The organism is Rufibacter ruber (genome assembly GCF_001647275.1).
Classification (GTDB): Bacteria; Bacteroidota; Bacteroidia; order Cytophagales; family Hymenobacteraceae; genus Nibribacter; species Nibribacter ruber_C.
Map to the genome: position 1 here is coordinate 87,111 of NZ_LRMM01000009.1, position 12,630 is coordinate 99,740.

The following is a 12,630-nucleotide window of genomic DNA, read 5'->3' on the forward strand; positions in this document are numbered from 1 at the left end:
TTTAGAAAAGATGGACGTAACCTGGTCTGGCTTAGTGCTACCGCAGAAGGCTACCATCTGGAAGATGCTATCTTGGAGGAAGTGGTTGCCCGGCAGGAAAATTTTTTAGCAGGATGCGGCGTCAAAGGGAAGTGCAAAAGGACCTGTCATTCTCTGAATATCCCAGAAACAAAAAAACAGATCTGAATGTGAGTGATTTATATGTTCAATGACCGCTACCGTACTTATGTAATAGGCGGCGAGGCACTCGGCCGAACATACCGTATACACGTGGTTGGCAACAGTATTTATTGATTTTTAGTCACTAATTCAATAGCCCGTTCAAGTATTTCATCTTTGCCATCAACCGTCCCCTGAAGGGTTGGTTTAATTTCAATATCGATTTTCACACCCTTTCTTTGTATCGGGGCCATGTCTGGGTAGAAGATGGCACTACTCGTAAAGTAGGATTTGTAACCTCCTACAAACTCCTGGGGAACCATCGTTCCGCCTGCTCCTGCGGTTTGGCTGCCTACCGTTTTTACATGGTATCCATTCTGTAGCCACATGGCAGTATATTCGGCCCTGCTTTGCGTGTATTCGTCAACAAGAACTAGAACTTCACCTGTGAACTTGGGATCCCCTTTAGGAACAATAGTATGGTTGGATAAAATATACTTGCCAGGAAACCTAAAATCTGGCTTTAATACTTTATTCGTTTCTGCGTTCCTCACTCCCAGAAAGTCCCTGAAATGGTAACCATAAAATTCTTTAGGGTAACCTCTCAGATCTATAATGATGGCTTTGGCGCTTACCAGGCTATGAAGGGCATCAGCAAGTTCTTTCTCATTGATGATTCCCAGTTTAATATAACCAATGTTATCTTGAAGAACCTCCCACGGTTTTTGATTAGTACCATACTTAAATCGGTCAAACGTGTACCTTGCCAGCTTTCGGTCTTTGGTTTCCCCACCCCTCGTAATTTCAACGTTGACACTGTCCGAAGAGCCATTTAGGATTTTGACAGTAGCATGTTTTAGTTTGGACTGATAGTTCGATCCATTGCAATATTTTAGAATCTGCTTCAATACCTCAGCTACTTCAACACCTTCCACTTTGCTTATGACGTCCCCTACCTTTATGTCATTTAAGTTGGCCAGTGCATTGTCATAAATGCCCGTTATTATAATCTGATCATCAATGATTCTGAACGCCGCTGGTATTTGTTTCAGGCCGAAATGCCCATCCAGCACATCAGTTGTAAAGTAGCCATGACTGTCATCAATCTTTACCACAAGCTCCAGCATGGCCAAGTGGTACGCTAATTCAGAAGCTGGGGAGGAAAATTTAGGAAGCATCTGGGAGAGAACCTCATCCCATTCCGTGTCTAGTTGATACTTGTGGGGATAGAAATACTCGATTATATTCCAGTACCTGAATAAAGACAGGAGACGTAATGGCCTGTCTGTCCAGACGAAGTTGTCATATGGCTTTTCATTCGAGATAACAAGGCTGGAGCTTCGACCCTCGGTAGTTACATAAAAAGGTTTCCCCTGAAACCTATTTTGTTCTATGAACTTAAGTTTTTCCGTGAGCTCTTTGGTGAATACCTTATTGTTTTCAAACCAAGTCAAATCAAAGTTTTTATCGAATTGTGCTGATTGAGGACTTATCTGGCATTTTCTGCACAACTTAATTCCGCCTAGAGACTCGATCCAGGCTGCAAAGATGCCAGACAGCTCCTCTTTGGTGCTGGCCTTTTCTATGGAGGGTAAGATTTCTAGGAACTGATTGTCCCAGTCTAACTTTCCGTTGGCAACATTCGGGTGGTAATACTTCAGAAACCCCCAGATTTTGGCAGTTGCTGTTAGTTTTTCTGTATCAGATAAGTTGTTTTGAGCATTTACAGTTTTATAGCTAATTATGATACTCAGGAGAACTAGAATTATATTTTTCATCTTGATATTGTTGCCAACGGCTCGTAAAACAGCGAGCAAGGCCGTCGGCCGAAGCATGGTGGTTGCACACTGTTGGCAAAAGTATATTTTAAGATTAACCTGAGACTGTTACTTTTATTATTGGTTGTTATGTAGTACTCTCTTCCTTTTTAGTATTTCACATCAAAACGACCATCTGTGACATTAACTGTTTCTCCTGTTCCGGATAGGTTTTCGGCCGTAAAATAAATAGTGCCCGAAACTATCCTTTGCACCGTATCCAATCTCGTAATGTTGACAGCCCTCGTATGCCTGGTATTCGTTAGGAAGTCTTTTTCAGCCCTGAAATCGTTATAATCGTTGTGTCCCCCGTAATTCTTGAATGAAAGATTGCCAGGATAAGAATAGGTGTCAAAATTAAGTTGTTGAATGCCAGTGGTCCTTAAATCCTCCAGGGCGATTTCAATTCTGCTATTATGGTCATCGGTCGTGCGTCTTGCGCCAAGAACGAAGCGTTTAGGACTTTTATTAGCCCCATAATTAACATAGAATTTCTCACCATTCGCAAATAGACTTTTGATTTCCGCAATCCATGGTTTGCCATTTACTTTGCAGGCAATTATGCCCGAACCATTTTGAGTAGGTTTAGGCAACTCCTCTTTTTCACATCCTGTGAGTAACCATGTCAGAAGAAGTAGATTCGATAAATAATAGATATTTTTCATATTCATTTTGTTTTAAATTTTTTTCAACGGACTAGTATAAAAAACGTGCTAGGCCGTCGGCCGAAGTGACGTTTATACAATGTTGGCAAGCGTTATTTTCTTTTATAGAAATATGTATAATCTTGTCCGATATTATATATCAAAAGATATTTATCGTCGACATGTAAAATTTTGAAATTATTTTTTAAAGATTTGGAATTAGATTTTTCTGATTCTTTGATGAGACATTTTCCTTTGTCTATTACGAATTTTCCTTTAGTAACATAATCACCTTGGTCGTTGGTATACTGTCCATCTTTGCTGTAGGTCATAGTAATCAGACCAAACTTAGTTTTTAAAATGTTGTCACCTAACCCTTTTATACTTGATAATTCACCGCTATAACTTTTAATAAATATCCATTCTCCATATACTTTTTGGATATTGCATGGGCTATTCTTATTAAGCAAAGCTGATGTTAAAAAAACTACTAATAGTATCTTAGTCATTTTCTTGAATTTAATGATTGCCAACGGCCTCGTGTAAAAGACGGCGAAGGCCGTCGGCCGAGATGACTTTTACACATTGTTGGGTGACGTTGTTTTTCTTTGCGCCGCCCGCCGATTTTTTATTTTCTGTTATTTGCCTGTTTTTCGGAAAATAGCCAGAAAACAGCTTGCCAAGCGAATCTGCTTTTGCTTCACTTACTTTTTCTGGTCGTCCGTTTTGGCTTCATTTCCGAAAAAGAGGCCGAAAACGCATTTGAGAAGTCGGACTGCGCGCATTCCTGATAAATTCTTTTTGCGCGAACGCAACGACAATTCTTCTTCTGCAACATTTTTCGGTCAAAGTCGGGCGACGTTCCCTAACTTTTATAAAGCTAATCTAACTTTTTAGCTGATTTACTTTTGCAGCGCATGCTGATTCTTTTGTCGGCATTGCTGATTTTTTTGCTTGCCGCCGCTAGAACTCATGTTTACAATGACACCCAACTACTGTATAACCGTCACAATTACATTTATCAGCACTATAACTGCACTGTCTTTTACTTCTTTCCGGCGGAAGCAGTACAGGTATCTCCCTCTAAGTTATAAATTTATTTCTACCAGCCATTATTTCACAAACAGCCGCTCATCAAACGGGAAGGGTTCTGAAGCGACCAGTTGCACCTGTCGGAACTCTGGGTGCCTGGGGTTCAGGAGGTAGTTGTGATCTCCCTGAACCACCGCTGAGGGGACTTTGGCGGCCACAAATTTGCCTTCGCGGGCAAAGGTGTCGCCCAGGAGTTGGGTGGCATTGGGGTGGGGAAAGGTTTTCCAGTCGGGGGGGAGGAGCGTACGCTCAAATTCAAGGAACGGGAGTGCGTCAGGAATTTCCAGGGTAATGAGCCAGTAGTCAGACGGCACAATACCCAGGGGCGTATGCACGGCAATTTCTGTGGTGCAAAGGGCGCGGGACTCGCAGGTGTACAAAAGGGCGGTGCCTTTGCTGTTCCAGCGCCCGCCCGCCAGTTCGGCGCCGCGGCCCGAGAGGTCATTTTTATAAAGGCCCTTGCTGAGCCGGTACACCCTCATGCCAGCACCCCGTGCTCTATGCGCGTCAATTCATCCTTCAGCAGGCTGATCCCGAAGGTGGTGTCCAGCAGGCTCTTCGGGGTGATGCCGCCCAGTGCTACGTTCTTGGCCTCCAGCCAGGCGTTAAAATTGTCTGCGTCACCAAACACCTCAATGCCGCGCTTGTACAGCAGGGTCACCTCCAGGATCTTCTCAGAATGTATGGGGTCAAAGGTTTTCTTCTCTTTCTTGTACCGTTGAATGGTGCGTTCAGACAAATGCAGAAACACAGACCATTCGCTCAGGTTAAAGGGACTTTGGCTTGCAATCTTCACAAACAGCGGGTATTTAATACCCTGCCGCACCGTCTGCACCAGCAGCAGAATGTCACGGTCATCTACTGAGCTGTTTGAAAGGTTTTTCTCAAGGTTAAACGTGTTGGCCATGGCTGTGGGAGTAATGCGTCAAATATAAGAAAGTTGTCATTAAAAGAACGACAAGTGTCATAAAATAGTTTGCGTGCCTTTAAAACTAGACGAGGAAAACAAATTGAATCCCTATATTGGGCGTTCATATTGCAGCCGAGGGCCAACTTTCCCTTCGTGGTTTTCATTACCTTATTCCCAAACGCGTACCAGTGCAGACAAAAAAGAAAAAGCCGCTTTACCAGAGTCTCTATTTCCAAGTAATTACAGCCATTGCCCTTGGGGTGCTGCTAGGCCACTTTGCCCCCGACCTGGGGGTGCAGCTAAAGCCACTGGGTGATGCCTTTATCAAGCTGGTGAAGATGATGATTGGGCCGGTAGTCTTCTGCACCATTGTCACTGGTATTGCCGGCATGCAGGACATGAAACAAATTGGGCGGGTAGGGGCAAAGGCGCTGCTGTATTTTGAAGTCCTGACCACTTTGGCCCTGTTGCTGGGGCTGTTGGTGGTAAACCTGCTGAAGCCCGGGGCGGGCATGCACGTAGATGCCGCCAGCCTTGACACCGGTGCCTTGTCTGCGTTGACCAGCGCTAAAAAAGCAGAAGACGGCGGAACCATCGGGTTCTTCATGCACCTCATACCAGATAACATTATAGACGCCCTGGCCAAGGGTGATCTGCTGCAGATTCTGTTTTTCTCAGTGCTGTTCGGGTTTGGCATGTCAAAGATTGGGCCGCGGGCGCAGCCGGTGTTCACCTTCATTCAGTCCCTTTCCAACATTCTGTTTGCGGTCATCCATATTATTATGAAAGTGGCACCGCTGGGCGCTTTGGGGGCTATGGCCTACACCATTGGCAAGTACGGGCTGGGGTCCCTGCAATCGCTGGGGCTGCTGATGGTTTCTTTTTACCTCACGTGCCTGCTGTTCATTGTACTGGTGCTGGGGGGCGTGTTGAAAGCCATTGGGTTCAACATTTTCAAACTGCTGCGCTACATCAAAGAAGAGCTGCTTATTGTGTTGGGAACGTCCTCCTCAGAGGCGGCACTGCCCAGTTTGATAGAGAAGCTGGAGAATGTGGGCTGTGCCAAACCCGTGGTAGGTCTTGTGGTGCCTACCGGCTACTCTTTCAACCTGGACGGAACCTCTATCTACCTCACCATGGCCGCGGTCTTTGTGGCCCAGGCCACTGACACCCCCCTGGATCTGGGGCAGCAGATTACCCTGCTGCTGGTGCTCATGCTCACGTCTAAAGGGGCGGCGGGTGTGACCGGGAGCGGTTTCATCACCCTGGCGGCCACCTTGCCCGCCGTTGGCGGCATTCCGGTGGCCGGCCTCGCACTTATCCTGGGCATTGACCGTTTTATGAGTGAAGCCCGCGCCCTCACCAACCTCATTGGGAATGCGGTGGCCACCATCTTTGTCTCTAAATGGGAAAAAGAACTGGATATGGCCCGCGCCAAGGAGGAAATTGGATAATCCTGTTTCCGGGCTGTTTTCTGAAAAACACCCGGAAACAGGAAATGGCTCAAAGAAGGAAAGGTTTATGCCTCTTCAGGGTGGTAAATGATCTTGTCGCGGTGCTTCAGGCCCCAGTCGCGCAACTCATTGATGACCGGGCCAAGGCTGTGCCCATATTCCGTGATGGAGTATTCTACCGTCACGGGTGAGGTGTCATGCACGGTGCGTTTCACCAGTTTGTTCATCTCCAGCTCCTTCAGTTCCTTAGAGAGCATTTTGGCCGTAATGCCGGTCACATCACGGTGCAGCTCCTTAAATCTGCGTTTATGCACGCACAGGGCAACAATAATAGGAATCTTCCATTTGCCGCTCAAGATGTCCAGGGCATCTCTAATGGGCAGGATGTGGGTAATACACAGGCCGGTCTGAGGTTTGGCAATTGCTTCCATGGTTCTTCTGATTTCATGTGTGATACCAGTATACAACCGTAAACCAGTATCTATTTGAAACCAAAGGTACGTAAATTTGTTTATACAACTAAAGTATAGACAAAAATTGTAATGGACTTAATTGCTGCACTCAACTGGCGCTACGCCACCAAACGCATGACGGGAGAGACTGTCCCGCAGGAAAAATTAAATAGAATACTGGAAGCCATCCGGCTTTCAGCGTCCTCAATGGGGTTTCAGCCGTATCAGGTGATTGTAGTGCAGGACCCAGACCTGAGAAAGAAAATCCAGGCAGTGGCCAATAACCAGCCTCAAATTGTAGAAGCCTCGCATCTGCTCATCTTCGCGGCGTGGCACCCTTTGACCACCGGCCAGGTAGATGATTATATGCAGGCCATTGCCCGGGAAAGGGGAGTGGGCCTGGAGACCTTAGAGGGCTTTTCCAACAGCCTGAAAGGCCTGCTCAATTCCCGTTCGGCAGAGGAGAATTTCCAGTGGGCGGCCCGCCAATCTTATATTGCCCTGGGAACCGGCCTGGTGGCAGCGGCAACTGAAGCCGTAGATGCCACCCCCATGGAGGGATTTAACCCCGCCGCCCTGGATGAACTGCTGGGGCTGAGGGAGCGCGGCTTGCGCAGTGTAACGCTGTTAACGCTGGGTTACCGTAACGCCGAAGCAGATTTCCTGGCCAATGCCAAAAAGGTGCGCCGCGCCAAAGAAGATTTTTTCATCTCATTGCCGTAAGCAGGTACGGGGCAGGGGAGCCGCAGGTGGGACTTTGACGCTTCAGCAAAGGCACCGGCTTCATTGGGTGAGGGGTTGGCAGACACAGAACAACCACACCTCTTATTTCCTGCCCCTGCCGGTAAAGCAAAATAACTTTCGGGTCATCTAGTTGGCCTTCACTGCGTATTTCTTCGGAAGGAATAAGTAACTGAACTATGGAAAAAAGAAAATTAGGAAACTCAGGGTTAGAAGTGGCCCCCTTGGCCTTTGGGGGAAACGTATTTGGCTGGACCGCCGATGAGAAAACGTCTTTCCAACTGCTGGACGGATTTCTGGAAGCCGGTTTCAACCTGGTAGACACCGCAGACGCTTATTCGGTCTGGGTGCCGGGCAACAAAGGCGGCGAGTCAGAATCCATCATAGGGAAATGGATGAAGGAACGCGGCAACCGCGATCAGGTGGTGGTGGCCACCAAGGTAGGCTGGGAAATCAGCCCAGACAGGAAGGGGCTCCGGAAAGACTACATTTTCAAAGCGGTTGAAGATTCCCTGCGCCGCCTGCAAACCGACTACCTTGACCTCTACCAATCGCATGTAGATGATGCGTCTACCCCGTTAGAGGAAACCCTGCAGGCGTATGACCAGCTCATCAAAGAAGGAAAGGTGCGGGCTATTGGCGCATCCAACATCTCAGCTGAGCGGCTGCGTGAGGCGCTGGAGGTCAGCAGGCAGAACGGACTCCCGCGGTACCAAAGCCTGCAGCCTGAATACAACCTCTACAACCGGGAAGGGTATGAACAGGAGCTGGAAGCGCTCTGTCTGGAGCAAGGCGTGGGCGTCATCAGCTACTATTCTCTGGCCAGTGGCTTCCTGACCGGCAAGTACCGCTCAGAGGCAGACCTGGGCAAAAGCCCCCGCGGCGGCGGAATCAAAAAGTTTCTGAATGAGCGCGGCACCCGCATCCTTTCGGCCCTGGATGCCCTGGCTGAAAAGCACCAGTCCACCCCGGCCCAGATTTCCCTGGCCTGGCTCATGGCCAGACCCAGCATTACCGCCCCCATTGCCAGCGCCACCAGCCTGGCGCAGCTGGATGATCTGGCAAAAGCCGCCCACCTCACCCTGTCTCCCGATGACGTAGAACAGCTCAACCAAGCCAGCGCCTATTAGAAATGCGTCTGGCATTAGCAACTAAGCCAGGAGCCCTATCTATTTATCAAAATAGATAGGGCTTTCTGTTTTTGGCCTGTTTTTCAGAAAACAGCGAAAACAGAAACAGTTGGCCAGCTCATCTGTGCAGATGTTCGCAGCCCCACAGGACACTATGGGGCCTCTGGTGGTTGTTCTGGGTCTTGAGCCAGGAATGTGAATAGAGTAGTTTGGGAAAAGAACTTGCCATGCGGGAGACCCACCCCAACCCCCTCCCAAGTGGGGAGTGATCTGGTATGCATGGGGCAAGTGGCGGTATACCCGTACCTCAGCAATGCGTGAACCAGCAGGTGTCAACATCCCCCTTCGCCCCCTTCAAAGGGGGAGTAACGGAGTGAGTCCTGGGTCTTGAGTCCTGAGTCTTGAGTTCTGAGTTCTGAGCCCTTTCTTTTCATCTTAGGCAGTTCAGCACGAATGAGGCAGCAATGCCTTGCCTGATCTCGCAGCCGTGCCGCGAGGGCAGCCAGAGACCGCCCATCACGCCGCTCTTCCGGATTTGCAATCCGGAAGCAGGTACTGAGGGGATTTGTAATCCCCGTTACGCCGCCTTTGAACAACTATTACTGCGGATTGCAAATCCGCGGGGAGTTTTGATTCGGGATTGCAAATCGCGAACAGCTGAGAAAGTAAAAGCCCTCTGCCTCCAAAGGGGGGAGTGTTCGGGAATGTGTGGGGGCATATGCTATACGCCCCTACAGCAATGCGTGGATCTGCTCATGTCAACCTCCCCTTCGACCCCTTCAAAGGGGGAGTATCAGGCAGCGTTAGAAGGCACGGAAGTAACTTTCGCGCCATAGGTGGCTATAGAGGGCAGAAGTAATGTGAGGCTGCCGCCCCATGGAAGCTGAAAGCTTCCACCATTACAGGTCCAAGTTGGAAACTTGAACCAGAGAAAGCGGCAAACAAGCAGCAATAAGTAAACAAGCAGCAATGAACAATCAACACTTCTGTTAGTGCCACCTCTGTTAATTAGCACTTCTGCTCTGACTGATGTGCGCAGCACGGGCTCAACTCAGGCTAGCGGATTAGCAATAGTTACCTGCAGAGGCAGATCTAATAGCACAAGCATTTACAGGAGAGGAACCCAAACCAGTCCTGGGGGTGAGCGCCTCTGTTAATACGGTGCCGCTCCGGCGGCAACGCCAAAGGCGTAGTTTTAACAGCAGTGCTCACCGCCAGGACGGGGCCCCGCGGCCGTGAGCGCATAGCGGAAAAGATGAAACAGTACAGTGAGTGAGGCATTGCCAACAGCGGTCCAGCCAAGGGAACAGCAGACTACGCATACCCGCCGCAGCCAAGGCAACAACGGACGAGGCATGGGATGGAAAGCCGCCGCAACTGCACATACCATTGAAAGCCGCTGTCATGGGAACAGCAACTACTCAATTGCCACTGCAGCAGCCAAGAGAACAGCAAACTACGCATACCAGACTTTGCAGCCCAAACCATAGAAGCAGTAATCAAACTTTAAAAGTCAACAGCATACACCTTCTCCAACTGCCATTCATTCACCGCCTTCGGCAAATGCCGCAGGGCAAAGTTGCGGAGAGGGATAAAAAGCGGATGGGTAGATTGGGCAACAGACCCTAAAAAGCGGGACTGACGGGCAATCCAGTGGGTGCGGGACAGACGGCGGCGCTCAAACCGCTGGGCGGCGGCGTTGAAATCATAGTCTTTCTGGAGTTCATCGGCAAACACCACGGCATCTTCCACGGCCTGGCAGGCGCCTTGGCCCATATTGGGAGTGGTGGCGTGGGCGGCATCTCCCAGGAGTAAAAGATTGGGGAAGGCAAACCGGGGGAGCGGGGCCAAATCATAAATGTCATGCCACAGCAACTGCTCTGGTTCAGTATGCGCAAACAAGCCGGGAATGGGGGAGTGGTACTCTTTGAAAATACGTTAGAGACCGTCTACCTGCACCGCCTTCATGTGCGGACTGTTCTGTGGCGCGTTGATACAGGCAAACCAGTAAATTTTGTTTTCGGCCAGCGGCGACCAACCCACCCGCCCGGCCTTGCCCCAGGTTTCAGAGGCATAGTTGGCTTCATACCCCGGGTTTTCAATCACCCCCCGCCAGCAGGTATAACCGGCATAGTGCGGGGAGGTGCCAGGGAGCAGCTGCTGCCTGAGGGCAGAGTTGATGCCGTCTGCTACCAACACATGATCAAAGGTGGCTTCTGACTGGTCCTGAAAATGGAGGGTCACCCCAGGGCCAGCGGAAGAGGTGCGCACAGCCCGCTTGTTTGGTTGAAGCCGCTCAGGGGAGAGGTGCTGCAGAAGCACCTGGTGCAGACTGGCCCTATGAATGACAAAGTTGTCTAAGCCATATTTGGCGCTCATGGCGCGGCTGTCTGTGCGGTTGATCAGTTGACCGCTGTGGTCAAAAATATGGAACCCGTCCAAGCAGTTTCCTTTAGAAACCACTTGGTCAGACAGGCCTAATTTCTGAAACCCCTTCATGGCATTGGCGGCCAGAGCCAGACCGGCGCCAACGGGTTCAAATTTAGGGGCGGCATCAAAAACGGTGGCTTCAAGGCCAATCTGCTGCAGGGCAATGGCCGTGGTGAGACCGGAAATTCCGCCGCCAACTATACCAATCTTCATACACTACGGGGCTTTCTGAGTAGAGTGCTAACCTCCACAGAAAACGTAAAAAATGCTATACAAATTGCAAAGAAGGAACACAATAAGAACAGCCCTCCACGTAGTTGGAAGGAGGGCTGTTTCGGTTAGGGCACCAGATAAATCACAGAGTTGGCGTTCATGCCTGCCCCCACAGATGCAAAGGCCAAGGGTGCCCCAGAGACCAATGACTGTGCCTCCAGTTCTCCTTTGAGGAGCAGATCATACAAGATGGGCAGGGTGGCCACCGAGTTGTTCCCCAGGGTGTTGATGGTCATGGGCATGATGCCGGCTGGTATTTCAGCGGCACTCTTACCGTACAGCTTGAAGAGGCGCTCCAGCATAGCCTCATCCATTTTCTCATTGGCCTGGTGAATCAGGAGCTTCTGAAGGTCTTCCAGGTCTACGCCCGCCTTGGTGAGACAGTCTTTCATGAGCTGGGGCACCCGGGTGAGGGCGTATTCATAGATTTTGCGGCCGTCCATCTTAATATACAGATCCTCCTGCAGAAGCGCCGGGTTGTAAGAGGGGGAGGAGTGAAGCCAGAAGGCCTGGGTAACGGTGTCTGAGACGGTGAGGTGGCCCAGGATGCCTACTTTAGACTCTGTCTCAACCGCTTCCAACACCACAGCGCCAGCTCCGTCTGAGTAGATCATGCTGTCGCGGTCATGGGGGTCTGTCACCCTGGACAAAGTTTCTGCACCAATCACCAACACCCGCCGGGCATCACCTGACTGCAAGTAGTAATGCGCTTGAATGAGGCCCTGCAGCCAGCCCGGGCACCCAAACGGAAGGTCGTAGGCCACGGTGTAAGGGTTGGCAATCTGCAGTTTATGTTTGATACGGGAGGCCAGCGGCGGCATCATGTCTACGCGGTGGCTGCCAGCTTTCACATCGCCAAAATTATGGGCGACAATGATGTAGTCCAGGGTTTCCGGTTCAATGTTCGCGTTCTGGATGGCGTCACGGGCAGCCAGATAACCAAGGTCTGAGGTAACCATCTGCTCATCTGCATACCGGCGCTCCCTAATGCCCGTGATCTGGTGAAACTTCCGGATGATGGTCTCATTGTCACTAGGCAACGGCTTCCCAGATGCGTCATAGAATGAATGCTGCAGGAACTCTTCGTTCTTGATGGAGTGGCTGGGAACAAAGCGGCCGGAACCGGTAATCACCGAGGATACAAATTTAGTATGCATGCATCAATATTATTAAAAATGGGAAGAGATCAAAACCCGTGAGGGAGGCAGGCAACTATGATTTCAGAAATTAAACCTTTATTGAATAATAGATTTCTTAAAAAAGATAAAGAAAATCTGGCGAAATGCGAAAAGAATGGCGTGACTTATGAAAAAGAGTGCCCAAAAGGGTAGTACAGCACGTGTTTTTGGCCTCTTTTTAGAAAAACAGCCCGAAAACAGGAAATACAGAGAAGGTGAAAATTTTTCTGGAGACAGCAGGAAAGAATTGCTGCCTTAGTCAAACAGCAGCTTGGCCCCGCCCACAAAGATGAAGATCCAGATGAGGCCCTTGATCAGGAAAAACAGGAAGCCGGCCACCCCTATGCGTT

Annotated in this window: 12 protein-coding genes; 3 read left to right on the forward strand and 9 right to left on the reverse strand. The window is 49.6% G+C overall.

The features are described 5' to 3' along the window. Window positions 1–287: 287 nt before the first annotated feature. The 5 genes from A8O25_RS05595 to parS form a co-directional block, all read right to left on the reverse strand. Window positions 288–1,937 carry a S41 family peptidase gene (locus A8O25_RS05595; protein ID WP_161947702.1) on the reverse strand — a complete coding sequence of 550 codons (1,650 nt, stop codon included), beginning with the start codon at window positions 1,935–1,937 and terminating at the stop codon, window positions 288–290. A gap of 149 nt (window positions 1,938–2,086) precedes the next feature. Further along, window positions 2,087–2,641, reverse strand: a complete 555-nt coding sequence (locus A8O25_RS05600; protein ID WP_153042604.1) for a Riean_0653 family protein — start codon at window positions 2,639–2,641, stop codon at window positions 2,087–2,089. A gap of 92 nt (window positions 2,642–2,733) precedes the next feature. Next, window positions 2,734–3,129 (reverse strand): hypothetical protein, encoded by a 396-nt coding sequence (locus tag A8O25_RS05605; protein WP_066831942.1) that lies wholly within the window; start codon window positions 3,127–3,129, stop codon window positions 2,734–2,736. A gap of 603 nt (window positions 3,130–3,732) precedes the next feature. Beyond that, entirely contained in the window at window positions 3,733–4,194 is a 462-nt protein-coding gene (locus A8O25_RS05610) for an RES family NAD+ phosphorylase (protein ID WP_066831944.1), read from the reverse strand. After that, window positions 4,191–4,619, reverse strand: coding sequence for a type II RES/Xre toxin-antitoxin system antitoxin (parS, locus tag A8O25_RS05615; RefSeq protein ID WP_066831946.1), 429 nt, complete (start codon window positions 4,617–4,619; stop codon window positions 4,191–4,193). The genes A8O25_RS05610 and parS overlap by 4 nt, the downstream gene beginning before the upstream one ends. 191 nt (window positions 4,620–4,810) lie before the next feature. Here parS and A8O25_RS05620 point away from each other — a divergent pair, with 191 nt between their 5' ends. Continuing rightward, window positions 4,811–6,076 (forward strand): dicarboxylate/amino acid:cation symporter, encoded by a 1,266-nt coding sequence (locus tag A8O25_RS05620; protein ID WP_066831948.1) that lies wholly within the window; start codon window positions 4,811–4,813, stop codon window positions 6,074–6,076. A 65-nt stretch (window positions 6,077–6,141) separates the two neighbouring features. On the opposite strand, the gene A8O25_RS05625 is transcribed toward A8O25_RS05620, so the two are convergent. Next, the gene (locus A8O25_RS05625) at window positions 6,142–6,507 is read right to left on the reverse strand and encodes a winged helix-turn-helix transcriptional regulator (protein ID WP_066831950.1); all 366 of its coding nucleotides are present in this window, start codon (window positions 6,505–6,507) and stop codon (window positions 6,142–6,144) included. 111 nt (window positions 6,508–6,618) lie between these two features. Here A8O25_RS05625 and A8O25_RS05630 point away from each other — a divergent pair, with 111 nt between their 5' ends. Both A8O25_RS05630 and A8O25_RS05635 read left to right on the forward strand, forming a co-directional pair. Next, window positions 6,619–7,251, forward strand: coding sequence for an NAD(P)H-dependent oxidoreductase (locus tag A8O25_RS05630; protein ID WP_066831952.1), 633 nt, complete (start codon window positions 6,619–6,621; stop codon window positions 7,249–7,251). 197 nt (window positions 7,252–7,448) lie between these two features. Beyond that, a complete protein-coding gene (locus tag A8O25_RS05635) occupies window positions 7,449–8,399 on the forward strand; it encodes an aldo/keto reductase (protein WP_066831954.1) in 951 nt (316 codons plus the stop codon). 1,506 nt (window positions 8,400–9,905) lie between these two features. Here A8O25_RS05635 and A8O25_RS23735 read toward each other — a convergent pair. The 3 genes from A8O25_RS23735 to A8O25_RS05645 form a co-directional block, all read right to left on the reverse strand. Continuing rightward, the gene (locus tag A8O25_RS23735; RefSeq protein ID WP_241498942.1) at window positions 9,906–10,301 is read right to left on the reverse strand and encodes an FAD-dependent monooxygenase; all 396 of its coding nucleotides are present in this window, start codon (window positions 10,299–10,301) and stop codon (window positions 9,906–9,908) included. 36 nt (window positions 10,302–10,337) lie between these two features. Next, the gene (locus A8O25_RS23740; RefSeq protein ID WP_241498943.1) at window positions 10,338–11,042 is read right to left on the reverse strand and encodes an FAD-dependent monooxygenase; all 705 of its coding nucleotides are present in this window, start codon (window positions 11,040–11,042) and stop codon (window positions 10,338–10,340) included. Between the two features lie 125 nt (window positions 11,043–11,167). After that, window positions 11,168–12,259, reverse strand: a complete 1,092-nt coding sequence (locus A8O25_RS05645) for a 3-oxoacyl-ACP synthase III family protein (protein WP_066831956.1) — start codon at window positions 12,257–12,259, stop codon at window positions 11,168–11,170. Between the last annotated feature and the right edge of the window lie 371 nt (window positions 12,260–12,630).